22 protein-coding genes and 3 pseudogenes are annotated in these 24,792 nt (G+C 69.7%); 14 read left to right on the top strand and 11 right to left on the bottom strand.

The window, feature by feature from the left end; all coding sequences use genetic code 11:
- Positions 1-235 precede the first annotated feature (235 nt).
- Positions 236-901 carry a TetR family transcriptional regulator gene (locus CK485_RS07680; protein ID WP_109448321.1) on the bottom strand — a complete coding sequence of 222 codons (666 nt, stop codon included), beginning with the start codon at positions 899-901 and terminating at the stop codon, positions 236-238.
- Between the two features lie 116 nt (positions 902-1,017).
- Between CK485_RS07680 and CK485_RS07675 the strand changes: the two genes are divergently transcribed.
- The 5 genes from CK485_RS07675 (at position 1,018) to CK485_RS07655 (ending at position 6,278) form a co-directional block, all read left to right on the top strand.
- Positions 1,018-2,109, top strand: a complete 1,092-nt coding sequence (locus tag CK485_RS07675; protein WP_206749851.1) for an ABC transporter permease — start codon at positions 1,018-1,020, stop codon at positions 2,107-2,109.
- On the top strand, positions 2,106-2,963 hold the full coding sequence (locus CK485_RS07670; RefSeq protein WP_109448317.1) for an ABC transporter ATP-binding protein: 858 nt from the start codon (positions 2,106-2,108) through the stop codon (positions 2,961-2,963). Before CK485_RS07675 ends, CK485_RS07670 begins: the two co-directional genes overlap by 4 nt.
- A 1-nt stretch (position 2,964) precedes the next feature.
- Complete coding sequence (locus CK485_RS07665; protein WP_109448315.1) at positions 2,965-3,849, top strand: ABC transporter ATP-binding protein; 885 nt, start codon at positions 2,965-2,967, stop codon at positions 3,847-3,849.
- 657 nt (positions 3,850-4,506) lie between these two features.
- A complete protein-coding gene (locus CK485_RS07660) occupies positions 4,507-5,502 on the top strand; it encodes an ABC transporter ATP-binding protein (protein WP_109448313.1) in 996 nt (331 codons plus the stop codon).
- Positions 5,499-6,278 carry an ABC transporter permease gene (locus CK485_RS07655; RefSeq protein WP_109448311.1) on the top strand — a complete coding sequence of 260 codons (780 nt, stop codon included), beginning with the start codon at positions 5,499-5,501 and terminating at the stop codon, positions 6,276-6,278. The genes CK485_RS07660 and CK485_RS07655 overlap by 4 nt, the downstream gene beginning before the upstream one ends.
- A gap of 329 nt (positions 6,279-6,607) precedes the next feature.
- On the opposite strand, the gene CK485_RS07645 is transcribed toward CK485_RS07655, so the two are convergent.
- Positions 6,608-7,540 (bottom strand): LysR family transcriptional regulator, encoded by a 933-nt coding sequence (locus tag CK485_RS07645; RefSeq protein ID WP_109448309.1) that lies wholly within the window; start codon positions 7,538-7,540, stop codon positions 6,608-6,610.
- A 107-nt stretch (positions 7,541-7,647) separates the two neighbouring features.
- On the opposite strand from CK485_RS07645, the gene CK485_RS07640 reads away from it, so the two are divergent.
- From CK485_RS07640 to CK485_RS07625, 3 genes and pseudogenes are all read left to right on the top strand, one after another.
- Complete coding sequence (locus CK485_RS07640; RefSeq protein WP_109448307.1) at positions 7,648-8,493, top strand: alpha/beta fold hydrolase; 846 nt, start codon at positions 7,648-7,650, stop codon at positions 8,491-8,493.
- Positions 8,494-9,074: 581 nt separating this feature from the next.
- Positions 9,075-9,473: pseudogene (locus CK485_RS30150) on the top strand (Tn3 family transposase); the annotation flags it as partial.
- Positions 9,474-9,504: 31 nt separating this feature from the next.
- Positions 9,505-10,281: a Clp protease N-terminal domain-containing protein gene (locus tag CK485_RS07625; protein ID WP_109448305.1), complete on the top strand. Its 777-nt coding sequence runs from the start codon at positions 9,505-9,507 to the stop codon at positions 10,279-10,281.
- Between the two features lie 546 nt (positions 10,282-10,827).
- Here the strand turns inward: CK485_RS07625 and CK485_RS07620 are convergent.
- The 3 genes from CK485_RS07620 to CK485_RS07610 form a co-directional block, all read right to left on the bottom strand.
- The gene (locus CK485_RS07620; RefSeq protein WP_109448303.1) at positions 10,828-10,995 is read right to left on the bottom strand and encodes a hydrophobic protein; all 168 of its coding nucleotides are present in this window, start codon (positions 10,993-10,995) and stop codon (positions 10,828-10,830) included.
- A gap of 178 nt (positions 10,996-11,173) precedes the next feature.
- Positions 11,174-12,139, bottom strand: coding sequence for an amidohydrolase family protein (locus CK485_RS07615; protein ID WP_109448301.1), 966 nt, complete (start codon positions 12,137-12,139; stop codon positions 11,174-11,176).
- Positions 12,139-12,756 (bottom strand): NAD(P)H-binding protein, encoded by a 618-nt coding sequence (locus tag CK485_RS07610; protein WP_109448299.1) that lies wholly within the window; start codon positions 12,754-12,756, stop codon positions 12,139-12,141. The genes CK485_RS07615 and CK485_RS07610 overlap by 1 nt, the downstream gene beginning before the upstream one ends.
- Positions 12,757-12,958: 202 nt before the next feature.
- Here CK485_RS07610 and CK485_RS07605 point away from each other — a divergent pair, with 202 nt between their 5' ends.
- Positions 12,959-13,660, top strand: a complete 702-nt coding sequence (locus CK485_RS07605) for a TetR/AcrR family transcriptional regulator (protein WP_241968203.1) — start codon at positions 12,959-12,961, stop codon at positions 13,658-13,660.
- Positions 13,661-13,770: 110 nt separating this feature from the next.
- Here CK485_RS07605 and CK485_RS07600 read toward each other — a convergent pair.
- Positions 13,771-14,007: pseudogene (locus CK485_RS07600) on the bottom strand (Tn3 family transposase); the annotation flags it as partial.
- 518 nt (positions 14,008-14,525) lie between these two features.
- Here CK485_RS07600 and CK485_RS07595 point away from each other — a divergent pair.
- The 4 genes and pseudogenes from CK485_RS07595 (at position 14,526) to CK485_RS07585 (ending at position 16,224) form a co-directional block, all read left to right on the top strand.
- On the top strand, positions 14,526-15,017 hold the full coding sequence (locus CK485_RS07595) for a DUF4232 domain-containing protein (RefSeq protein WP_241968202.1): 492 nt from the start codon (positions 14,526-14,528) through the stop codon (positions 15,015-15,017).
- A gap of 136 nt (positions 15,018-15,153) precedes the next feature.
- A pseudogene (locus CK485_RS07590) lies at positions 15,154-15,325 on the top strand (IS5/IS1182 family transposase); the annotation flags it as partial.
- Positions 15,319-15,450 carry a hypothetical protein gene (locus CK485_RS30025; RefSeq protein WP_275124591.1) on the top strand — a complete coding sequence of 44 codons (132 nt, stop codon included), beginning with the start codon at positions 15,319-15,321 and terminating at the stop codon, positions 15,448-15,450. The pseudogene CK485_RS07590 and the gene CK485_RS30025, both read left to right, overlap by 7 nt.
- 177 nt (positions 15,451-15,627) lie before the next feature.
- The gene (locus tag CK485_RS07585; protein ID WP_109448293.1) at positions 15,628-16,224 is read left to right on the top strand and encodes a hypothetical protein; all 597 of its coding nucleotides are present in this window, start codon (positions 15,628-15,630) and stop codon (positions 16,222-16,224) included.
- 116 nt (positions 16,225-16,340) lie between these two features.
- On the opposite strand, the gene CK485_RS07580 is transcribed toward CK485_RS07585, so the two are convergent.
- From CK485_RS07580 to CK485_RS07570, 3 genes are all read right to left on the bottom strand, one after another.
- The gene (locus CK485_RS07580; RefSeq protein WP_109448291.1) at positions 16,341-16,874 is read right to left on the bottom strand and encodes an NUDIX domain-containing protein; all 534 of its coding nucleotides are present in this window, start codon (positions 16,872-16,874) and stop codon (positions 16,341-16,343) included.
- 532 nt (positions 16,875-17,406) lie between these two features.
- Positions 17,407-18,117 carry a DUF4232 domain-containing protein gene (locus CK485_RS07575; protein WP_109448289.1) on the bottom strand — a complete coding sequence of 237 codons (711 nt, stop codon included), beginning with the start codon at positions 18,115-18,117 and terminating at the stop codon, positions 17,407-17,409.
- Between the two features lie 679 nt (positions 18,118-18,796).
- Positions 18,797-19,510 carry a DUF4232 domain-containing protein gene (locus CK485_RS07570; protein WP_109448287.1) on the bottom strand — a complete coding sequence of 238 codons (714 nt, stop codon included), beginning with the start codon at positions 19,508-19,510 and terminating at the stop codon, positions 18,797-18,799.
- 981 nt (positions 19,511-20,491) lie between these two features.
- Here CK485_RS07570 and CK485_RS07560 point away from each other — a divergent pair.
- Positions 20,492-20,953: a GNAT family N-acetyltransferase gene (locus CK485_RS07560; protein WP_109448285.1), complete on the top strand. Its 462-nt coding sequence runs from the start codon at positions 20,492-20,494 to the stop codon at positions 20,951-20,953.
- Positions 20,954-21,653: 700 nt separating this feature from the next.
- Here CK485_RS07560 and CK485_RS07555 read toward each other — a convergent pair.
- Both CK485_RS07555 and CK485_RS07550 read right to left on the bottom strand, forming a co-directional pair.
- Entirely contained in the window at positions 21,654-23,897 is a 2,244-nt protein-coding gene (locus tag CK485_RS07555) for a SpoIIE family protein phosphatase (protein ID WP_109448283.1), read from the bottom strand.
- Positions 23,894-24,304 carry an STAS domain-containing protein gene (locus CK485_RS07550; RefSeq protein ID WP_109448281.1) on the bottom strand — a complete coding sequence of 137 codons (411 nt, stop codon included), beginning with the start codon at positions 24,302-24,304 and terminating at the stop codon, positions 23,894-23,896. The genes CK485_RS07555 and CK485_RS07550 overlap by 4 nt, the downstream gene beginning before the upstream one ends.
- Positions 24,305-24,792 lie beyond the last annotated feature (488 nt).

Below are 24,792 nucleotides of genomic sequence, written 5' to 3'. Positions count from 1 at the left end.
GCGTGAGTCCGCCACCCGCACCCGCAGGCCACCGGCTCCGGCGGCGGCGCCGGTAATGAGGGCAGACAGGAATGCCTGCTGTGGCTCGGACCACCTGGAAGCCCACCCGCGCCTGCTGAGGGCCCACCCCGGCAGGTTCACCGACACCACGATGCCCGGGCTCCTTCCCCGGCGCAGGGCATCGTCTCCCTCGGTCGTCTTCCTCGGTCACTGCCAGCCGACGGCATCGCGCTCGTCATCGGCTGCGACGGCCGGGCGCCGGGCTGGGGAGGTCTCCGGTGAGGTAGTGCTGCACGACCGGGGCCACGCAGGCGATCAGGTCTTCGAGGGCCGCGGAGGCCAGGGGGGTGACGCCCAGGACGTGCCTGCCGATGGCCAGCCCGACCAGATGGCCTGCGATCAGGGTGACGCGCAGGTCGGGCCGGTCGCGGCCGGACGCGGCCACGACCGGCCCGATCATGTGCACGGAAAGGAACTGCCCCAGGGCCTCGGCGGCTTCTTCGTCGGAGAAGACGGAGCGCATCATCGCGGCCAGTGGTGCACGGGTGGTGGGGTTGTTCCATGTGCCGAGGAAGAGGCGGACCACGTGCTCCCCCGCGGTCTCGGGATCGGCGCGTACGAGGGCGGCGACCTGGTCGCGCAGGTGCAGGGGGAGGCGCAGGGTCTCTGCGAAGAGGTCTCGCTTGCTGCCGAAGTAGTGGATCACCAGTGCGGGATTGACCTGGGCCTCCGCTGCGACGGCGCGAATGGTGGTGCCGGCGTAGGAGCCCTGGGCGAACTGCTGCCGGGCCGCTGTGAGGATGCGGTCGCGGGTCGTGCGGTCTCCGGAGCGGCGCCCTGTGGGACGGCCGGGTCGTCGTCCGGATGGCGGGGTTGCGGAGGCAGGGGTGTGCTCGTTCACACCGTGACACTAATAAATTAAACGCCGGTTGCAATGCCAGGACCACCGTTTCTACGCTGACGGCGCCTCAGGCCGAACGAGCCCGAGGCAGGCCAGACCGGCACGTCCCTGCCCTGGTGGCTGGGCGCACGAAGAAGGCGGTGGCCCCTGTGTGGGCGATGATCCTCAAAGAGTTCCTCGAACTGCGTCGCGACCGCCGGACCATGGTGATGATCATCGCCTTGCCGCTGGTCCTGCTGGTCGTGTTCGGCTACGCCGCCAACTTCAAGGTCGACGATGTGCCCACGCAGGTCGTCGGCCCGAAGGCCGAACAGGTCGCCGCTCGGCTCAAAGCGCCCTTCGTTGTGAAGAAGGTCGACCCCTCGGGTACCTCTCAGGACGGCAAGGAAGCCCTGCGCGCCCAGGACGCCGGTGCGGTCGTGGTCACCACGGATGCCGCCGGTCCCGCCACGGTGCTGGTGGACGGCTCGAACCTGTTCTCCGCGCAGTCCGCCGCAGCGGCCGCCGCTGCCACCGGCGGGCAGCTCAAGCCTCAAGTGCTGTTCAATCCGGGGATGAAGACCTCATGGGTGATGGTGCCCGCGCTGGTCGGCATGATCATGGCGTTCATCGGCACGATCATCACCGCAATCGGCCTGGTGAGGGAGCGTCAGGCCGGCACGCTCGAACAGCTGGCGGTGATGCCGTTCAAGGCGTCCGACGTGATCGTCGGAAAGATCGCCCCTTACTTCGTGCTCGCCGCCTTCGACATGATCCTGGTGACCGTGCTCGGCTGCTTGCTCTTCGGCGTACCGTTCGCCGGGAACCTGGCCGTCCTCGCGCTCGGGGCCGCCCTCTTCCTGTTCACCGTGCTCGGGATCGGCGTACTGATCTCGTCCGTGTCCCAGAACCAGGGGCAGGCCATGCAGATGGCGCTGATGACGATGATGCCCCAGATTCTGCTTTCCGGGATGATCTTCCCACTCGCGGCGATGGCCGCCGGAGTGCGCTGGATCGGTTACCTTTTCCCGCTCACGTACTTCAACATGATCTCCAACGGTGTCATGCTCCGCGACGCGCCCCTCTCCTCCCTCGCCCTGCCGCTCGGTGTCCTGGCCGGCATGGCTGGCCTGGTGTTCACGGCGGCCGTTCTGCGCTTCCGCCGCGACCTGGCCCCGTCAGCTCCCAAGGCCACCCGCGCCCCCGCCGCGACCGGGAGCGCGCGATGAGCTTCCCCCGCGACGTCTCAGGCGCCGGCCCCGCCCCGTGGGGGACGGACCACGTCACCGTCGCATTCGGCGACACCACCGCTCTGAACGACATCACACTCACAGCGGTTCCCGGTCAGGTCGCCGCAGTCGTCGGTGGCGACGGCGCAGGCAAGACCACTTTGCTACGCACTCTCGTGGGCCGGATCCGCCCTCAGTCCGGGCGGGTGATCGCACCCGAGGCCACCGCCTGCGGATTCATGCCGACCGGCGCGTCCGGCGTCTGGCGGGAACTCACCGTCGACGAGAACATCGCCTTCGTCGCGGCCGCCCACCACATCACCGGCACCGCCCTCGAGGAGCGGCGCACCGCGCTGCTCGGGACCGCGGGTCTGGACCGTGCCACCGACCGGCTCGCAGGCGCTCTGTCCGGCGGCATGCGGCAGAAACTCGCCTTCTGCATGGCCATCTTCCACGACCCGGAACTCCTCGTCCTGGACGAGCCGAGCACCGGCGTCGACCCGGTCAGCCGCGTCGACCTGTGGCGCCTGATCTCCCGCGCCGCCGCCGCCGGCACCGCCGTCGTCATGGCGACCAGCTACCTCGACGAAGCCGAACGTTCCTCCAACTGCCTGGTGCTGGACCGCGGCCACGCCCTGGCCTTCGGCCCACCGCAGGACATCCTCACCCACACCCCCGGCACCCTGACCACCGGCACCGCCCCCTCGGGCGAGCCCGAACTGTCCTGGCGACGCGGCCGCCAGACCCGCTCCTGGCACCCCGGCCCGCCCCGCCCCGGTGAGCAGCCGATCCCCGCCGACATGGAGGACGCAGTCATCGCTCTCACTCTCGCCGACCAGCAGCAGGAGTCCTGACATGAACGCCCCCGCCACCCCGGACATCCTGATCGGCGCCGACGCCGTCACCAAACGCTTCGGCGACTTCACCGCCGTCAACAACGTCACCATGCACGTGGAACCGGGTGAGATCGTCGGCCTTCTCGGTGCCAACGGAGCCGGAAAGACCACCCTCATCCGCACTCTGCTCGGTCTGGTCGTCCCCACCGAGGGCCACGTGCTCGCCTTCGGCCGGGCCCCGGACCGCACGACCAGACAGCGCCTCGGCTACGTCCCTCAGGGCCTCGGCCTGTGGGAAACCCTCACCGTCGCCGAGAACATTGCCTTCGCTTCGGCCGCCTTCGCCTCCCAGCCACCCGCCCTCGACCCGGCACTCACCGCCGTCGAACACCGCCTCGTCTCCGAGATCGGACTCGGCCTGCAACGCCAGCTCGCCTTCACCATCGCCCTGGCCCACCAGCCCGAACTCCTCGTCCTTGACGAACCCACCTCCGGCGTCGAACCCCTCGGCCGCGCCCGCCTGTGGGACACCGTCCACGAACAGGCCGAAAAGGGCTCGGGCGTCCTGGTCACCACCCACTACATGCAAGAAGCCCAGCAGTGCGACCGACTCGTCCTGATGTCCCACGGCGAGGCAGTCGCCTCCGGCACCGAACGCGACATCATCGCCGACACCACCGCCTGCGAAGTCGACACCGACGACTGGGCCGCGGCCTTCGCCGCCCTCGACACCGCCGGCCTGCCAGTCACCCTCACCGGCCGCCGCGTACGCCTCGCCGACACCTCACCCCAAACCGTCCGCGACGCTCTCGACGCCGCCGGGATCCGAGGTGACGTCCTCGAAGTCACCGCCACCCTCGAAGAGAAGATGACCGTCATCGACCGCGCCACAACCCGGACCTGAAGCTCTCAAAACCGCCTGTTCCTGGGAGTTTCAGTGCCGCATCAGGCAACATCTGCCCTGTCCTGGCGGTGGCGTCACGGCCGGACATCGATCTCCTGCTGACGCAAGGGGGCGATCCGTGAACCAGCAGTGGAACCTGGTGACATTGAGTGTCGAGGACTTGAAGGTCAGCCGCCAGTTCTACGGCCGCCGACCGGGCCGGCACCGTCCCCCGCCACCGCGCCTCCACCACATGCTGTCCACCGCGCAACGGGATGCGGGCCCAGCGCGGCGGCCCGTGCCAGGCGGGTACGGGCGGTGACCGGCGCAACGGCCAGATCCGCTTCGATCAGGGGGCGAACCCCAGCGGCCGTGGCTGCTTTCGTGAAGCGGATGGCGCCACTCACTGTGACCCGGTCAGTGAGTGCCGCGGCGATGACCTTCGGCCTGTTCCTCGACGAGTTCGTTTTCCCATGCGTCGAGAGGCTACGTCCCGGCGGAACCGGGACGTAGCCGTCTGTGGGAATTGTCCGCCCGCACGCAGGGCAAGCCCGCCGGCCCGATCGGACCTCGGCGCGGCCGACCGCGCCGCACTCCCGCAGTGCTACTGCGCGGCGGACACGTCCCGTTCCTGCAGGGGCCTGGCCTACCAGACATCAAAGTGATATCACTTAAAGAGTGGAACGAGAGAGCGCTGATACGCGCAACCAGGCCCCGCCCTCCGGGGCGGCCATCGTCGTCGACGGGCTGACCAAGCGCTTCGGCGGACGTACCGCGTTCGCCGACGTGACCTTCTCGGTCGACTACGGGGAGGTGTTCGGCTTCCTCGGGCCGAACGGGGCCGGGAAGAGCACGACTGTCAGGACCCTCGGGACCCTGCTGTTCCCGACCTCCGGGTCTGCGACGGTCGCCGGCTTGGCCCTGAGCCCCGCCAACAGCGGCGAGATCCGCCGGCGGATCGCTGTCATGCCCGAATCGCCCGGCCTGTATCTGCGCCTCAGCGTCGCCGAGAACCTGGACTTCTTCGCCGGCCTGTACGGACTCGACGACCGGCGAACCCGCATCGAGCGCTGCTTGCGGGCCGTCAACCTGCTCGATCGCGCCGACGACCTGTGCCGTTCGCTCTCGAAGGGCCTGCGCCAGCGGGTCGGGCTTGCCCGAGCCCTGTTGAGCGACCCCCGCATCCTGTTCCTGGACGAGCCGACCTCCGGCTTGGACCCGCTGGCCGCCCGGGACGTCCACCAGCTGATCGACAGGCTGCGCAACCGCGGTGTCACCATCTTCCTCACCACGCATCGCCTTGCCGAGGCCGAGGCCCTGTGCGACCGCGTCGGCATCCTGAACACCACGCTGCGCACCATCGGACGCCCCGACGAACTGCGCGAGCGACTGTTCGCCAAGACCCTCGAGGTCACCACCCGAGCGGCGCTCACCGAGCCCGACCGCGTCTTCACGGGTCTGCCGGGAGTCGACGGCTGGAGCCCGGGGCACGGCCCGGAGGACTGTGCCAACTACGTGCTGACCATCACCGACCCGGACCTGGCGGCCCCCGCCGTGGCCCGCGCCGTGGTCACCGAGGGCGCTGACCTGCTCGCGTTGAAACCGTCACGCCACTCACTTCAGGACGTCTATCTGCAACTCATCGACGAGGACGTGGAGGCGCAGGCACGATGACGAGCCAGACACCGCTGCCGCCCAGCGACCGGACCAGGGGCCGCCTCAGCTGGAGCAGGGTCCGGGCCCTGGTGCGCAAGGAACTGAACGACCTGCGGCGCAATCGCCTCATCGCCACCACCATGGCGGTGATGCCACTGCTGTTCATGATCGAGCCGGTGATCACCGTCTTCAAACTCCCGGCGAACGCCCCGGCGTCCAAACTCGACACCCTGGTCGGCGTCGCGACGTTGGAACTGATGCTGATCCCCGCGCTGGTGCCGGCGGTGGTCGCCTCCTACGCGGTGGTCGGCGAGCGCGAGCAGGGCACCCTGGAGCCCGTGTTGACCACCCCGATCCGCCCGGCCGAACTCCTGCTCGGCAAAGCGTTGGCGGTCTTCCTGCCGGCACTCGGGGTCGCGTACACGATGTACGGTGTCTTCCTCGCCGCGGTCGGGCTCTTCGCACACCCGAACGTGGCGCACGACATCTTCGAAACCCCCAGGATCGTCGCCCAGTTCCTGTTCACGCCGCTGCTGGCACTCTGGTCCATCTGGGCCGCCATCGCCGTCTCCACCCGCGCCGGCGACGTCCGCGTCGCGCAGCAACTCAGCTCGCTCGCCAGCCTCCCGCCGCTCGCGATAACAGCGCTGGTGGGCTTCGACGTCATCAAACCCACCACCACCGTCGCCGTAACCATCGGCGCCGTCCTGCTGCTCATCGACACGATCGCCTGGCGCCTTGTGACCGCCCTGTTCCGCACCGAACGCCTCATCACCGGCGCCAAGCCCGCATGAGGACCACCCTCGCGTGTCCAACAGGCTGACCTGGCGAGCCCGGTGGGCCAGGGCATCACGCCGGCCGGTTGACGGCCGTGGCGAGGAGGAAGGGGAAACGGGCGACGGTGGGGGACGATCCGGTGGCGAGGCCTGGGGCAACTCGCCGACGCCACCCACCGCTTGGCGGAGTGGGTCCTGAAACTGACCGTGCATCAGTCGCGGGATGCCGGACACACCCGGCAGGAGATCGGGGACCTGCCCGGCGTCACCCGCCAGGCCGCGTTCCACCGGTTCGGCGACTCGTGCCGGTAGGCCGGACACGCGCGCGTAGGCATGACCGGCCTCAATCAAGTGTGGGGCCGGAGCCGGTCGTTGAGTGCGGCACGGACTACGGGGCAGGTCCTGTGGATGGTGTCGAGGAAGGCGCGCAGCACCGGGGAGTGGTCGCGGGCCGCGAAGGACAGGACAAGATCGGGCAGGGGCGTCCTCGGGGTCACTTCGCAAAACCGCACGCCGGGACGCGGGACCGCCCTCATGCGGGACGGCCCCAGGCCGACGCCCACGCCGGAAGCGGCGAGGCCGATGATCGTGTGCACGTCCCTCGCGACGGTCGCGCCATCGAGAGCCGAGGAGTCCGTGCCCAGCAGGGCGCGCAGCCCGGCGGCTACAGCGGGCTCGTCCTCGCCGGCCGACACGATCAGCGGCTGTCGCTGCAACTGGTCGGCGTTTACCGAGGGTTGACCCGCGTACGGGTGCACCGTACTCACCACAGCGATCACGTGGTCGCGTCCGATCGGGACGGACACGAGATGCTCGGCTCCGGCACCCCGTGGCGGCCCAAGGGTGACGGCCACGTCCAGCTCCCCGGCGACGAGAGCCGGGCTGCTGCGGCTGGTCGCCATCTCGTGCAGTTCCAGTCTCACGTCGGGCCGTTCCCGGCCGAACCGGGTCAGGACGCCGGGCAGCGGGTCGAGCAGCGCGGAGGCGACGAAGCCGAGGCGCAGCCGTCCCGTCTCGCCACGCGCGGCGCGTCCCGCGTCGGCCTTGGCCGCCGCGATCTCGTCGAGCGCCCGGCGTGCCCGCGCGAGGAACGCCTCGCCGGCGGCGGTCGGGAACACCCCCTGACGTGTACGGTCGAACAGCCGGGCCCCGACCTCGCGCTCCAGGTCCGCGATCTGTTTGGACAACGGCGGCTGCGCGATGCCCAGTTCGCCGGCAGCCCGGCCGAAGTGTTCGTGCTCGGCGAGAGCGACCGCGTACCGCAGGTGTCGCGCTTCCATGACCCGCCCCCATCCCGTCGCCCGGCGGCAATACCTCAAAGATATTGCCATGCCACTTACCAGATCTATGAATGGATGGCGTTGTGGTTCCTGTGTGCAATGGGGCCATGAGGAATGTATCTCTGACCGACACCGTCTTCGTTTTCGTGCACGGCGCCTGGCACAGCTCCGGACAGTGGGCGGCGACGCAGCGTGCGTTGGCCGGACTGGGCGCTGCGAGCGTGGCCGTCGACATGCCGGGGCACGGCTTCGATGCACCCCTGCCCACCGGATACCTGCTGCCGGGCCAGCCGGGCCTGCTGACCGAGAAGTCACAGCTCGCCCTCCTGACCATGGACGACTGCGCCGAGGCAGTACTGAGCGTCCTGCGCCAGGTGCGTCGCTATGGCACTGTCGTGCTCGTCGCGCACAGCGCGGGCGGCGGTCCAGCGTCTCTGGCCACGGAGCGGGCGCCCGAGTTGGTGGACCGGGTCGTCTACCTGTCCGCGTTCGTCCCGGGCGGGCGCCCGCGGTTCTTCGACTATCTGGGCTCACCCGAGAACGCCACCGCGCTGGGCCAGAACCTGAGCCTCGGCGACCCCGAGTCCCTGGGCGCCGTACGGATCAACCCGCTCTCGCCGGATCCCGCCTACCTCGACGAACTGTGGGAAACCCACTACCACGACACCCCCCGGGACCGCTTTGACCGGTGGCGGTCCGCGCTGAGCCCTGATCTGCCCCTGGCGCTCCCGACGACTCCGGTCAACCTGACGGCGGAACGGTGGGGAGGAGTTCCACGAACGTTCCTGCGGTGCGCCGAGGACCGGGCGCTGGCGCCGGCCGCGCAGGACCTGATGATCGCGGAAGCCGACCGGGCCTTCCCCGCCAACCCGTTCACTGTGCATACCCTGCCCGGCAGCCACAGCCCGTTCGCAGCCCGGCCGGGCGAGCTCGCCGCGGCCCTCACCTCGTGAGCCGGCATCGGCCCGTGAAGCATTCCCCGTTCCTGAGCGCGGACGGCTCGCGGACGGTGGCGGCGGGCGGCTCGTACTGCCGGTCGTGCTGAGCGCGACATTCGTGTGGTTGCTCGACGTCACGTCGGCTCCCTTCGCGGCCGCGGCCGTGCTGGGCAGCCGTGGCGCACCCACGCCGGCCCGCTCGGCCATGCTCACGGTCTCGGCGCTGGTGTCGGCGGGACGGCGGCCCTGGCTCTCGCGCCGCTCATCGGCACGGCGGCCGGACGCTGGGCGGCGTTGCCGGTCCTGGCTCTCGGCGGCGCCACGTGCGGCTCGTTCACCGCCTCGGTCTTCGCTCTGGTGCCGGCGGGGGTGCACGGCTCCGCGGCCGGTTCTGTGTCCGGGCTGATGCCCACGGCTCAGCAGCTGGGCGGGTCGGTCGGGTGGCCGCGGCAGAGCCCGTCTACTTCGCACCCGCCGCCGGCCCGGACGCCGCGTTTCGGCACGCCATGATCTACGAGGCTGCCGCCTTCGACGTCACCGCGCTGATCAGCCTTCGGGTGCGCGATCAGAAACTGACTGGCCAGGGCGGTCAGCGGCGTGGGGCCGTGGGGGCAATGCTCCCTCGCGTCGGCCTACCGGAGCGCTGTTGGAGGTTTGCTCCTGGACTGGCGCCGATCAGGCGTTCGCCTCGGTCGGCGGCGGCGAGACCCGGCTGAAGGACCTGCACGTGACGATCGCCATGCTCTTGGTGCGCGCGCAGCCGCCGTCGACTTACAGCCCGGCCATCGGGACTGCGGACGCGCTGAAGTACGGGCGTTTGCCCCATGCCGACCAGACGTAACTGCGGCGACGTACCGGACTGCGAACGCCACGCTGATCGGCTATCAGGCGGCTACCCCGTTCACGCAGGCGTTGGGGCGGCGGCCTGGTCGTCTCAGTGGACGATATGCGGTTCGTCGCTCCACGTGCCGTCGGTGTACGGGCGGCCGAACCCGTCGCGCGACGCAGATATTGAGGTGCCTGAGCATGCCAAAGATCAACGTGTATCTGCCCGACGATCTGGCGGCCGCCGTCAAGGCGGCCGACGTTCCCGTTTCGGCCATCTGCCAGAAGGCCCTGCGGGCTGCGGTCGCTTCGATCAGCACCGCCCGCAAGGCCGCGGTCGCCCTCGGCAACCCGGATTTCGACCCCGACGCGCACCCTGCTTTCGCCGAGCGCGTCACTGGCCGGATGACGGACAAACTCCGCGAGGCTCTCGACCGCGCCCGGTCCGCGGCGTCAGACGCGGGGTATGTCGACAGCGGCCACCTGCTCATCGGGATCCTCGACACACCCGCCAACCTCGCGGTCCGGCTGCTTCCCGGCCTCCAGGCCGGCGCCGACGATTTGCGCACCGCCGTGGCGGTGGCGGAGCGGGACGAGGCCCACCCCACCGCCCCTGACCGGGAGAACTCCGGCGAGCCCTCCCGGTGGACCGGCCTGACCCTTCCCGCGCGCGCCGCCATCGGCGCAGCCCTCCAGGCCTCGATCGCCCTCGGGCACAACTACCTGGGCTGCGAACACCTGCTGATCGGGATCGCCCACGCGAGTACGGGCAGCGGCGTGGGAGCTGTGCTGCGAGAGGCCGGCCTGACCAGCGACGCCCTGAAGGCCGCCGTCATCTCGGTGACCGCCGGATTCGCCCACGCGCAGCAGTCCTCCGCCACGGCCGGGACCACCCACGCAACCACGGCACAGGCCCTGAAGGTCGTGATGGACCGCCTCGACGGAATCGAGCAGCGCCTCACCGCCGCGGACCTGTGAGGCCGCCGTTCCGTCGTACCGGACAACGTCGTGCGGGGTGTGACGACACGAGAAGGCGGCGCAGGCCAACAGGCCTGCGCACAACCTGTGCGGGTTCACGTCCCCAGACGACGAGCGTGCGGGTCCCAGGCCGGTTCATGGCGAACCGCGACAGGTGGCGGAACATCGCAGGCTCGCCGGAGGCAGCTGTCTGTCGTAGGCCGGAACGGGTGGAGGTAATGCCCTTCAGGGGAGGTCGATGAGCCGAGGAGCCGGGCCAGCGCTATCGAGCCGCCACCCCTGTAGCCGGTGGTGTAGCCGATGACGAGATCGGCTTGGCCCACCAACTGCTGACCGGGCTCACCCTGCGCGGCGGCAGGGCAATACGCGTCCGGCAGGGTGGCGGGGCGGGCGTTGGAGGCGAGTCCCTGCGGGATTCGGCCCGCCCCGCCGCGAATTCGCCTACCCGAGGCCAGGCGTGGTAATTCGCCGCAGAAGCAGCGGACATGGCCGGGGCGGCACCCGCACAGGGTGCCGCCCCGGCCATGTCGTGCCTCTGGTGTCAGGTCACCATCGATACCAGCGGCTTCGGCCGGCGCCTTCACCGGTGCGGACCAGGAAGCCCAGCAGCCAGATGACCAGCACGGCGACCGCGACCCACCACAGGACCTTCAGGGCGAAGCCCGCACCGAAGAGGATCAGAGCGAGCAGCAGAACCAAAAGCAAGGGACCCATTGTCATCCACCTCCACCACGGCCAGTGCCCTCAGCCACACGGATCATTCCATCGAGTTTTCCTGGTTTGACGAGGCGTCATCCGGTGAGGTGTCCGGCGGCAACGAGCTGACTTTCGAGGAGTCGACGACGGAACAACCGAAGCATGCCCGCCAGTTGACTCCAGGGGGTGGGGGCGGTCAAAGGCGTAGGAGCCGACGGGCGTTGCCGGAGGCGATCTTCTGCTTGTCGGCGTCCGGGAGGCGGGTCCGTTCGAGGGCCGCGACGGCCGTACCTGTCCTTTCGTACGGGTAGTCGACCGCGAACAGCACGCTGTCCGCACCGAGCACGTGCACGAGCGCTTCGATCGCGGCCGGGGACAACACACCGCTGGTCGTGGCGAGCACGTTCGTCCCGAAGTACTCGGACGGCTTGCGCCGCAGCGGGTGCGGCACGGTGAGGGTCGCGTAGCGCGAGTCGAAGCGGGAGAGCTGGAAGGGGAGGAACTCGCCGGCGTGCCCGAGGATCATCGTCGCCTCCGGATGCCGGTCGAACACCCCGGACATGATCACGCGCATGGCGTGCCCACCGGTGGTGGCCTGCCAGCTCCACAACGCGCCGTCCAGCTCGGGGTGGGCGTCCAGGACGCGCCAGCGGTCCGCGGGCGGCATGCCGGGGTGCAGGTACAGCGGTACTCCGAGTTCGCTCAGCGCGGCCCAGACCCGATCGAACGCGGGGTCGTCGAGGTACCGGCCCTGAATGTGGTCGTTGACGAGCGCTCCCTTGAACCCGAGGTGTTCGACGGTTCGGCGCAGCTCCGTGACGGCGGCGGCCGGGTCCTGGAGCGGGAGCGCCGCGAAGGCGGCGAACCGGCCAGGGTGGGCGTCGACGATCTCGGCGAGCTGGTCGTTGACGTACCGGGCGTCGTCCACCGCGCGGGCCGGGTCGGCTTCCGCTTCGATGCCCGGGACGGTGAGGGAGAGCACCTGTACGGCGATGCCGTTGGCGTCCATGTCGGGCAGCCGCAACCGCGTGACGTCGGGCAGCCGGGCGGCCATGTCCGCGAGGAAGGCCGGTTCGATGTTGTCCGGCATCGGCAACGGCGGCCGCCGGTCCGCCAGGCCCGGGATCGCGATGGCCTCCTCGACGGCGACGTACCCGCGCATCAGACGCGTCCCACCGGGACGAGGATTCCCGCTGCGCGGGTCGGCCGCTCGGCCTCGTCGAGCATCAGCGCCGCGACGGTGGCACGGGAGGCGTGCGGCGGCAGGACGGGCTTCGCGTAGTCCTCCAGCGGGACGTTGCGGCGCCCCGTGCTGACGCCGCCGGCCCACAGGTCGGGGGCGTGGAAGACGGTCGCGCCGCCGTCGAGGGCGATCGAGTCCGCGGCGGCCTTCTCCGCCAGCTCCTCGCCGACGAAGGCCTTCATGACCCACTGGTAGATCCGGCCGCCGGCGCCGACGGAGGGGCCGGAACCGAGCGCGCCGAGCCACAGCGTGCGCACCGGGGCGTCGGCGAGGAGCCTCGCGCCGGCGACGAGCGTTCCCGGGCCGTCGCCCTTGCGGATACCGAGCACGGAGACCACCACGTCGACGTCCGTCAGACCCGGGAACGCGGAGGGGGCGGTGACATCGGCCCGGCGCATCTCGACGGTCGGCCGTCCGGACACCGGGCGGGCCTCCGGTCGACGGACCAGCGCGACGACCTCGTGCCCGCGTTGAAGGGCCTGTTCGACGACGAGGCGGCCGACCCTGCCGGTCGCCCCGAGTACGGCGATGCGCATGCTTCCTCCCGAATAACTGAACAAGTGTTGGTTACGTAAGTGAACAAGTGTTGGTAACCGATGTCAAGGCAGGGGGTCGGGGGCCAGGGTTGGCAGGCCCGTGGGTTGGGGGCGAGGGAGTTGGAGGCGGGCGCGGAGTTGGAGGCGAGCGCGCGGCCGGCGGTAAAGTGAACGACTGTTGCCGAACGCTGGGAGTACGCCTGTGAGCAGCGAAGAGGCCGTCCCCCACCGACGCCGACGGAACCCACGGGGGCAGGGGCAGGTCCTCAAGGCCGAGCTGGTGGAGGCCGCCGCCCGGCTGCTGGCCACGCTCGAACGGCCCGAGACGCTCACCCTCCGGCAGGTTGCTCGCGAGGTCGGTGTCGCCCCCGCGAGCATCTACGGGCACTTCCCGGACCTCGGCGCGCTCGTCCAGCACGTGCTGCGGCTGCGCTACGACGAACTCGCGACGGTCATGCGCACGGCCGCGGACGGTGCCGAGGGACCCCTGGGCGACCTGGTCGCCCGGTGCGCCGCCTACGTGCACTGGGGAGTCGAGCACCCCGGGCAGTACCGCACGCTCTTCGGCGGCGGGATGCCCGCAGAGCTGGTGCCCACGAACTCGCACGGCGCGGGAGAGGAACTGCTCGGATCCGTCGTCGCTTCGCTGGCCGGCGCGCGGCAGGACCAGCCCGAACACCAGGACCGTGATCAACACCAGGACCGTCGCGGACCCGAGCAGGAGTGGCAGGCCGGCCTACTGCTGTGGACCGCCCTGCACGGCCTGGTCGCGCTCTACAACGCGCACGGGAACATGCCCTGGCCTGACCTCACCGACCTCATCGCGCAGACCGTCGCCCTGCACACCGCAAGGCCCGTCGACGAGATCGTGGAACTCGCCCGGACAGCGGACCGCCCAACGTGAGCGGCTCACGCCAGCAGCTCCGCACGGTTTCGATCGCCCCCCGGGCTTAGCAGACTGGCCCGCGCCAGGTGGCGCCCCCGACCGTCCCGCCGAGGTGACGTGGCCACCTTCCCAGCGTCGTCCTCGTCCAACACCGGCGCGTCCGGGTCGCGCAGCGGACGTAGAACGTCGGCGGCCGGCACGCCGGCGGTGAAGCTGTAAGGGCCGAGCGGGTTCAGGTGCCGGTGCTTCAGCGGCGAGATCCGGGCCGCGACCTCGTTACGGACGTCGTGGACTTCGGTGCGGAGCTGAGTGACGGCGGCCTCGATGTACATCGTGCTCCACGACACGATGGCGTTGAGGGCCACCCTCACGGGCATCTGGCCGCCCCGCGTTCCTCTCACTCACTCGCGAGCGCCGTCATTTCTCTTCGACATTCACGAGTCGGCTGGTCGGCAATTGCCTCCAGAACCGGTCAACAGTCGCTGTTCCTTGAGATGAACGAAGCCACGCATCGTCATCCCGCACATGGGTGGGGCCTACGAGGAATGGCGGGTGGCGACGGGGCAACTGGCTTCTCCAGGGCGCTGCTTGCGTCGAAGTGCGGCCAGACCTTTCCCCGCTTCCAGGAGCCCGCGCGCCGTTCTTCCTCGTCTACCCGTAAGCGTTCCGCACTCCCCGCCGACGCCAATCGCCGACCCATACCAACGCGGTGACGGCCCGTGGAACGCGGCACTTCGGTCCCTGTGGCGAAGGCGTTACGTCGCCGTGACGGCCACGGCGAAGAAAATCGGCAGGCTTCATGGCGTCAGGAGTTCGGGGCACGGCCCCACGCAGGAGAGCTAGACACGGAGAGTCGACCATGGGTAAGTCCACCAAATTCATCATGGCAGTTGCCGGCGTTGCACTGGCGGGAATCGCCGGTACGGGTGTCGCGCAGGCATCCACCGCCGCGCATCCGGCCGGCTCCAGCGCGCCGTCCTCGTGCCGCCCCGCCAATCTCAAGACGAAGATCACGCCGGACACCGCCAGCTCCGGGCACCGCCACTACCGCGTCACGCTGACCGCCGCCCCCAAGACCAGCGCCTGCCAGCTGGCCGGTTCGCCCAGCGATGTGAAGTTCTACAACTACAACTCCCTCAAGGGCATCACCGCGAACCCCTACGGCTCACAAGGCACCAAGGTGACCTTCGGCCCCGGCCACCCCGTCCACTTCGACATCCAGGTGCCCAACGCGTCCGAAGGCGCCACGGCCAACCGGGTCGTCTTCACCCTCAAGACCCCCGGCGGCGGAACCATCCCCGGCAGCCAGGAGGCCGACGGAAAGCTGTCCGTCGACTTCGGCACCCGCATCGGCCCCGTACAGCCCGGCGCCTGACCAGCACCACAAGCGAAACATGCGGCCCCGCCACCGTCGGGGACGTTGTTGGCCAACCCGGGGTCGTGCGTGACGTCGGCTTTCAAGACCTGGTTGTGGTCTTGAAAGCCGACGTTGTCGTATGGGGTGGGTGCGGGTGTCGATGCAGCCGCAAGGCTCTGGGGAGATTTCGGCGGAGACTGTGAGGGGGACGCAGGGCCGCGTTCCCGAAGGGAGGCTTTGCGATCCGGGTGAGGGACAAGCTGGGGCCGTTGTTCACCGACGCGGAGTTCGCGGACCTGTTCCCGGCGAGGCGCGGGCGGTGTGCGAGGCGATGGACGTGGAGATCGCGCCCAGCAACATCAACAACGTCCGCCTCAAGCTCAAGCGGCTCGTCGAGCGGGAAATCCTGGTCGAGGCCGAGCAGGGGCTGTTCACCCTGCCGCTGCCGTAGCCCTCCGGTGATCTCCCCAAATGGCGATAGCCTCCGGGCGTGGAGAAACGAAGACCGTCTTGGAAGCGGATCAGTCAGGAGCTCGCACAGGAGCGTCGACGGCTACGCCGGCTGGCACGCGGCGGACAACGCCGGTTGCCACCTTGTCCGGTGGCGCCGACGGTCTGCGCTCGGCGCATGCGCCGGTGGATCGCCATCGTGTCGGGTGTGTGGGCCGCAGCAGTCGTCATCGATGTGGCGCTGATACGGACCCACGCGCTGAACGAGTCCTACGTTCCCTTGTCGATGATCGCTGGGTACATCGCGGGTGGGGCAGTTCTTCCGATCTGGTACGGGTGGGGTGGAAGGGTCCATCTCACCGTCAAGGCAGGAACACGGTCCTTGACCGCCCGCACGCTGAGCGGACCGCGCACGCTGGACCTGAACCGGCTGACGAAGGTTCGCCGCTTCGAGACGATCAATCGCACGGGCGGCTTCATCGACGAACTGCACCTTCACGACGAGCACGGCGTGCGCCTGGTGGTGGACGGGTCATCACCTAGCATCGACACCGCGATACGCCAGGCCATCGAGAGCGCATCGTCACAGTCCGATCGCCCCACGATCAAGGTCACCAGGCACGCGCAAGCGCGTCTCGGACTGGCGCCCCAACCACGCCTGCGCCAGCGGGTCCTCTATCGCGCCTTTGGGTTTGTGCTCCTCATAGCCGCGATGTGTGGGCCAGGGCTGGGAAGCTTGATCGTCGCTGCCGCCCTGACGGGACCGGGGCTCTAGAGCACGGACCAGCCTCATTGTCCGGGTTGCGGATGAGGAGCAACGCGACATCACGTCACATACCGCCCTCTGAGGCCAGGTTCAACAGGCGTTGAACCTGGGCGTGTTGGGCCACGTCAGGACCGCGCGACCCGGAAGGCCACATACCGGCTGAAGGCTTCGTTGCTGTCGGGAGTGAAGCGCCACTCCAGCAGGGCCGACCGCAGCTCCGGCTCGGTCAGCCAGCCATGCCAGGCGATTTCATCGGGATCGGCGACCACGGTGTCCGGCACCACGGCCTCGTGCACGCCGAGCCAGTGAGGGCTCAAGCCGCTTCGGTTGATGAACGTGAACAGCAGGCGCGGCAGCGCACGGATGCCCAGTTCTTCGGCCAGCTCCCGCGCGGCGGCCTGTTCGTAGGACTCGCCGACATTCGCGGCGCCACCGACCTCAATCTCGTAGAGCCCGGGGAAGCGGGACACCTGCTGCGACCGTCGGTGGATGAGGATCCGTCCACGCTCATCACGGCACACCGTCACGGCGATGCGGTGCAGCCAACCCTCCTGGGTGGCCTGCCGGCGGCTGACCACCATCCCCAGCATACGATCTTGATCGTCGACACGCTCCACCAGTTCATCCACGACGCACACCTTGGCAGAGCCCACTGACATTTTGACGCCTGAGCCGGCAGAGGCCAGCCCAGGAGAACCAGGACTGGGATGCCTGACACGGATGACCACAGTTGCGAGCTGTCGCGCTCGGTCCCAACCGCCCACACAGCCGTCGGTGACAACCAGCCGGCCCACGTGAAAACCATCGTGCTTCAGCTCACCGCCCAACTCACGTCCCATACAAGACGACCTCTACCGGGCCCCGCGAAGACCAGCCTTCAGCACCACCTCACGGGTGCCGCGATCAACCTCGCCCACATTGACGCTCACCTCACCGACACACCCGGGCCCCCACCCGAACAGCCACTTCGCACGACTTCGCCCTGCCGAGCAAGGCTCGGCAGGGCGAAGTAACCAGGCCCCGGAACAGCCAACAGCGTCCCCGACGGTGGCGGGCCGCAGCCGGCGGCGCGAGGGCATACACCGGCACCTCGTGTGTGTGGGCGAGGCTCGACTCGGCCGAGCGGCCATCCATGTTCGCCGCCGCTTCGCGCCGTTCGTCCACCGCTGGGGCGGCGGGCTGGATGTACGTTCAGCCGCCCTGGCCGGCGCTGCCCACCGGGCCGACCGTCACCTGGGAGGTGGTGGCGTCCGTGACGGGCAGCGTGGCGGCGCCGGGCCACTTGAGGGTGACCGTCCGGGTCTCGTTCGGCGGCGTCACCCGCAGCCCGATGACGCGGACGCCGGAGCCGCCCGTGTCGTTGGTCGGGTAGTGGATCCCGAAGGCGATCGACTGCCCGTTCCGGAGGACCGACGAGGTGGCCTTCTCGCCCGTGCGCTTGGCGGACAACGCGCCTTCCGGAAGCTGCAGGTCGACTCCGGCGTACCCGGATATGGTGCAGTCCCGGCCACCGTGGTTCTTCATCGTCACCACGACGGTGCGCTCCGGGTCGCCGTCGATGGTGTTGTCCACTGCTGTGATCTCCAGCTCGTCGGTACGGCACCAGGCGGCCTTGCCCGTCCCGTCTGCCGCGCCGGATCCGCTGCCCGCGGCCGTGCCCTGCGCGGAGGAGCCCTTGCCCGCCGAGCCGTTCCCGGCCGAGCCCGCCCCGTCGGAATTCTGCGCACCACCGCCCTGACCGGAGCCGCCGTCCGCCCCCGCACCGCCGCCCTGGGACGAAGCGGTGGACGCGGCCGACGGGTCCTTCTGTCCCGTCGTGCCGCCGCCGTCGTTCTGACAGGCGGTGAGCGAGAGGCTCGTAACAACGGCCAGAGCGGCGAAGGTGAGCTTGTGAACGCGCATCGTCTTCCTCGGATCGGTTGCGGGCATCCGCCGCTCGACACGACCCCGCACGCATCCGCGTGGGTCGGTATCGGCGAACGTTTCTGATCATCAGGACTGCTCAGTCACGGTGAGACGTTCCCCCGAACTCCCGCTGAAGACAGACCTGTTACACAGGCAGTGGCACAACACATGTCACAGGTCACGCCGCCCCTCGCCGTCTGCCGGAGACCGGCGGCAGTCGGGACGGATCCGTGACCAGGTGGATCTTGACCAGTGCATCGAGCACGGCAGCCACACCCAGCAGCCGCCCGGGCTCGATCAGTGTGTCTGTGTGAGCGTCCGGGGTCGCTCCGCGCTGGTCTCAGTGAGTCTCCGGCGCTCCTGTCCGCGTGACCCGACCGCCCTGCGCAGGGAGGACCGCGCACACCTGGGCCGGGCACGTCGACTGCGCTGATTCCACCTGAGGTGCGGGCCCCGGCCGCTTCACAGGGGCCTGCGAATCCGGGCCACCGCATTCGCCGGCGTCGTCGGCGGCCCACCCGCTCATTACGACCTCCCTGGCGCAGAAGTGTTGGTCCTCCCGAGTCCCTTGCTGCGGGCTCTCGTTGGGAGTCCCTGTGGCCGAGGGGGCCACGGACCACAACCGACCGTGGCTGCTGGGGCTGGTGTCTCGTGTGGGCTGAGGCTGTTGGTGTGGTTACTTGCCGGTGCCGGTGTGGTAGCCGACGGGGTCGACGTAGACGTCGGGGGCGTCGCCGGACGTGGCGGGCACGGTGATCTTCAAGCCGTTGAGGCTCATGACGTCGAAGACGGTTTCGTTGGGCGGGGTGACGGCGAGCTTGGTGTAGATCTTGCCGGAGCCGCTGGTGTCGGGGATGTAGTGGAGGAGGAAGCGGGTCTCCTCCCCGGGGGCGATGGTGACGGCGGGCGCGGTGGTGTCGGTGCGAGCCGCGTTGGGGCCCTCGTCGCCCAGGCCGTCGGCGCCGAGCAGCTGGACGCCGGGGAAGCCGTGCATGGTGCAGCTGGCGGAGCCGGTGTTCCTCAGGTTGACGACGATCTCGTTGGCGACTCCGGCGGAGTCGGCGCTGAAGCCGAGGTGCGCGGTCTTGCACGGGGCGCCCGACGCGGTGGTCCCTGTACCGGTGGTGTTCTTCCCCGTGCCGCCGCTGGTGCCGGTGTTCTTCCCGCCGCTGGCGCTGCCGCTGGTGGTGGTTCCCGGCCCGCCGTTGGTGTTGCTGGAGGTGCCGGTGGAAGGGCTGGTGGTGTCCTGGCCGTTCGTCGAGCTGCTCGCGGAAGCAGGCGTGCTGGTGTGCGCGGCCGCGGTCGAACCGTCGCTGCTGCCGCATGCGGTCAGCGAGAGGCCGGCCGCGGCGACGATCACGGTGAGGGCGGCGATGTTCTTGGCGCGCATGTGCACTCCTGCGGAATGGTCTGGTCCGGCCCGCTCCAGCTGGCGGGCCGCTGTCGGTGCTGAAGATGTGTGCTGCCGGGCGGTCCGTTGCGATGCGGGTCTGATCAAGATGCCGTTGTGACAGGCGAGTTGATGTTCCGTGACAACCCCTTGCGCGAAACGGGGCGAATCCGGTGAACCGGCATGGCGGGCCACGGCTCCCGGGACTCGGGTGAACCGGTCGTGTTCAGCGCAGAGCGACCGTCTTGGCGGCCTCATCGCCTACGGCAACTCACCAGAGTCATCCGCGGTGTGCCTCGGCGTTGATCGCCAGTCCGCCTACGAAGTCGTGCATGAGTCTCGTGGCCTGGTGGCGGGCGTGGTCCGGGTTGTTGGTCTCCGTGATGGCCAGTGACCGTTCGGTCAGAGCGGCGCCGCAGAAGACTCTGGCGATCAGCTCGGCCGGCTGGGGCCGGATGACCGCGGTGTCGAGGAGGGCATGGGCCGTGTCGAGGACGAGGCGTCCAAGGTGGAGCTGGTCCAGCTGGCGCCGTCGCTGCCAGCCCAGGGCGAGGGGCCGCTGGAGGAGGTCGACATGCCGATAGGTGTCTTCTGAGCAGACGTCGAGGAACGCCTCGACGCCCCGGTCGGCGCGTTCGAAGGGCCCTGCGGCGGAGTCGATCGCGACCCGGATGCGGTGAGCGGCTTGGCTTTCGAGCTCCTCGAAGACTGCTGCGAAGTGTGTCGATGACCGGGATCAGGACGGCCCTCCGCCGTAGCGGAACGGCACACCGCGTTCGAAGAGCATCGTCTGGCGCCCCGGGCCGTCGAAGAGGAACGGGTTCCAGCGGCGTGCCAGCGCCTCGGCCGGGCCGCAACCTTGGCCTTGGGGCCGCGACCCGACAGGTGAAAAGGGCAGACGTGCCGCGTCCGCCGAAGTCCGGCGTCGGGGCGGGCGCCGGTGCGATCATCAAGAGATCGGTTCCTCACCCGGAGGCGTACATGGACGTGCTGATCAGGCCTGCAAGCGCGACGGAGGCCGATGTCCTCACCGACTTGGCGCTGCGGTCCAAGGCGTATTGGGGCTATCCCGTCGACTTCCTGGAAGCCTGCCGAGACGAGCTCACCATTGCCGCTCATGAGGTAACACGCCGACGGGCCACAGTGGCTGACGGGGACGGCCGTATTCTGGGCTTCACGACTCTTGAAGGAAAGCCGCCTACCGGTGCTTTGGGCATGATGTTCGTCGATCCTCGGGCCATTGGCCAAGGGGTCGGGCGCGTGTTGTTCGAGCACACCATCGCCACGGGGCGAGACCTGGGGTTCACCGAACTCACGATCGACGCGGACCCGAACGCCGAGTTCTTCTACCGCGCGATGGGCGCGGTTCGGGTAGGAAGCGTCCCCTCCAGCTCCATCACCGGCAGAATGCTGCCGCAGATGATCTTCACTATCCGGCGTTGAACCATACGGTCCGTCGTCAAGGTCATCTCGTGGCGTGGGCCCCGGCCCACAGGCGGTGTCGACACGCTGATCCTCGACGATACTGGGCGCCGACCCCGACGCGATGGGTACGGCAGTGGGCACAGCGTGGGCGCAACCGGGCAGAGCATCGGCCGGCAGTTCGTCTCCGCTTGGCGGTAGTCGACACCGAGACGCGCGAGCCGATCGGCCCCGGCCGGACGGTGCCGTGGTCGGCCATGCATATGGCGAACGTGCCCGAGCGCATCGACCTGGGCGGCCGTGGGACCGATCCCGCCGTCAGGCGGATCGGCCTTCGGCCGGAAGCCCCTTGGGCAGGCCGCTGTGAAGCACCGCGGGGTCCACGAGGCAGGTACATCAACGCCCGGGGGCAGCAACGGCGTTGCCTCCACCGCGTCGGGAGGTTGCTGCGATCAGCGGATGCCGTGGCTGACCAGTCGCGGGTTTCCGCGTCCCGGTTCTCGGGCTTCGGCCGGCAACCCGCGTGTCGGCGGACGCGGTGTAAGCGTCCTCCGCCCTCGCGGCCAGCCGGGCCTACCAGGACCGGCGCCGCCGCTGCACCACTGGCCCCCGCGCGAACGCCGGCCCGTGCCTACGGCGGCTCCGGTCCGATGTCGCCGGCGTCCATCCCCCGATCACAGGCAACGCCGGACACTCCTATCGCGCCGCGGTTGTTCGCTGCTCAGCGGCATCCCGACGTGATGGGGCGGTGGTCTTCGACCGGGCGGGGGACGGCGGTGATGACGAGGGCGGCTTGGTCGTCGTCGATGCCGCGGCCTGCGGTGAAAGTTCGCAGTGCACCGATGAGTGCATCGACGACCTGCTGGGCGGCGTGTTGTGGCGGCACCCGGGTCAGGGCGTGGCTGAGACGTCGTTCGCCGAACTGCGTGCCGGCGGCGTCACGGGCCTCGGTGATGCCGTCCGTGTAGAGCAGGAGGCTTTCGTGGCGGCGCAGGTGGAGGCGGTGTGGGGTGACCTGGGGGTCGGGTGCGACGCCGAGCAGGCCTCCTGTGGCGTCGACGGGGGTGGTGCGTGCGGCGGTGAGGTGGAGGGGCAGGGTGTGTCCTGCGCGGACCAGTTCGATGTCCAGGCCCTCGGGCGTAGGGGTGAGTTGGCCGTAGACGAGGGTGACGAAGCCGTTTCCGTGGCTGTCGGGCCGGTTGAGCAGAGCGCGGTTGACGGCTTGGACGACGTCCTCGGGGCCGGGCAGGAGAGGAGCGATGGCACGGGCGGTATGGCGGACGAGAGCGGTGGTGGTGGCTGCGAGGGCGCCGCGGCCGCAGACATCGCCGAGAAGGAAGGCCCACCGGCCGTCATCGAGGGGAAACAGGTCGTAGAAGTCGCCGCCGATGTCGAGGCCTTCGCCGGCGGGGTGGTAGTAGGCGGCGATGTCGGCGCCGGGCACGTCGGGCAGGTCCGGCAGGAGCAGGCCGGCCTGCAAGTCCCGGGCGAGGGTCACACGGTGGGTGTACTGGCGGGCGTTCCGGGCGGCTGAGGCGGCACGGCGGGCGAGTTCCTCGGTGAGGGCGACGGCGTGGCCGTCGAAGACGTGGTCGCCGGTGGACAGCAGGGTCAGGGTGCCGAACGCGCTGCCGCGATCAAGCAGGGGCACGCACAGGTAACCGGTGACGCCCAGTTCGCGCCAGGGGCCGGGCCCGGTGGGGGTGCGGCGGGCGACTTCGCTCACGGCGGAGGACAGGACGCGGGCGACGGCGTCGTCATCGGCGTCGTAGACCGGGATGTGGGAGGCGAGCAGGTCCTGCTCGGGCGGTGTCGGGGCTGCGGTGGCAATTCGGCGTACCCGGCCGCCTTCGATGATGTCGACCGCGCACAGCGGTGCGAGTCTCGGCACGCAGGAGGCGGCCAGACGCCGCAGGATCTGGGCGGCATCCAGGTCAGTGGTCAAGGCGGTGCTGGCGCGCAGGAGGAAGGCCAGATCATCGCGGGCGGCCGCCTCGCGGGCTTCCGCCGCGGTGCGGGCCTGCTCGGCCTGGTGGCGTTCGATGGCCAGGGCGGCGGTGTCGGCGAAGACACGGGCCAGAGCCAGGTCGCTCTCCTGCGGGGCCCGAGGAGTGCGGTGATAGATCGCGAACGTGCCCAGCAGGGCGCCGTCGCGGGCGAGGATGGGGGTCGACCAGCAGGAGGCCACGTCGGCCTTTTCCGCCAGGTCACGGAAGTCGTCCCAGAACGGATCGGTGGCGATATCGGTGACGATCACGTTCTGGCGGCGGTGGGCGGCCGTACCGCACGAGCCGACGCCCTCCCCGGTCTCGATGCCGTCGATGGCCTGGTTGTAGAAGTCGGGCAGGCTCGGTGCGGCGCCGTGCCGTAGGTGCCGCCCGTCGGCGTCGGCGAGCAGGACGGAGACGAGCACCTCCTCGGGTGCGAGGTCCTCGATGGTGCGGGCCATGCCGTCCAGCACCTCAGGCAAAGGCGCCTGGCGGGCGATCTGCTCCAGCAGTGCCCGGTGTTCGGCGGCGAGCCGCTGGGCGTGCTTGACCTGGGTGGTCTCCACCCCTATCACTCGCACGCCCATCACGTTGCCGCCATCGTCCAGACGGGGCTCGTAGGTGAAGTCGAAGAACGCCTCGCGGGCGGCGGCGCCCTCCCCCAGGACCACGCGCGCGTTCCGGCCGCTGTAGGCCTGGCCGGTGCGGTAGACACGGTCCAACAGGGAGACGAAGCCCTGCTCGACGAGTTCGGGCACCAGCTGGCCCAAGGGCAGACCGGTACGAGCGCGTTCCCCGCCGCCGATCGCCTCGAAGAACGCGCCGTTCGCCGCCTCCAGCATGTGCGCCGGTCCCGCGAGGGCGGCGAAAACCGCCGTCGACTTCCCGAACAGTGCCCCCAGGTCGTCCTCGCCACCGGTGGACGGATGACGCGCAGCCGGCACTTGGGCACGCTGCTGCTCCGGTGTGCGCGTCATGCGCTTTCCCCCTCACTCGGCCGGACGGGCTCGTCGGAGCCGCCGGCAACCACCATGCCACGTCCTGCCGCAACGCCGGCCAAGGCCTCGGCCACGTCCCGGTGGACGGCGAAGAGCTGGTCCAGCCCGGTCAGAGAGAACAGACGGGACACAGAGGCCGGCACAGCCGCCAACCGCAGCTCCCGGTCCCGGGCGGTGAGCTGCCGGGCCAGCCGGATCAGCGCACTGACGCCGGAGGAATCGCAGAACGACAGGGCAGCGCAGTCCACCACCACGGGCCCCGCATCCCGCCTGCCAAGTTCCCTCTCAGCGGCGTCGTGCAGTTGCACCACACTGTCGAAGTCGAGTTCACCGCGCAACGTGAACACCACACCCCGCGCGTCCCTCCGGACAGCCACCGCGAACACCCGACCTCCTCCATGAGGGAGCCCTGCACGTCACCCCCACATAGTAGGGAGCCACTCCACACCGCCGAGGTTCACACCCGATCAGCGAACCCACCCCGCGGTGATGAGCACTCGCCTTCACCGGCCAAGTCTGCTACGCCGCTCGTGACGAGGCCCGAACCGTGACAAGCGACCGGCAACGGACAACACCTGTCCGGGAAAGGACGTTATTGCGTGGCCGTCATTCGACCAACGGCCGGCGGCACACCGATACGGAACCGGATGCCATTGCGCGCGCCGGGCCGAGCGGACAGACAAGCGACGCGCACGCGCGTTCGCGCTGAACTCCGCAGTCCGTTCGGCAAGCCTTGGGTCCCGCTGCCACTGGTGGCGGAAGAACACGGCGCCACGATGCTCGCCTCCACCGATCGGCGCATCAGCGCTCCCCCATCGAGCGCGGAATTCGCGTCTGTCCACCTCTACCGCGGGCCGGGTCAGCAGATGGTGGA

The sequence above is a fragment of the Streptomyces sp. ICBB 8177 genome (genome assembly GCF_003144095.1).
Classification (GTDB): domain Bacteria; phylum Actinomycetota; class Actinomycetes; order Streptomycetales; family Streptomycetaceae; genus Streptantibioticus_D.
This window is presented reverse-complemented; position numbering and strand designations above follow the sequence as displayed.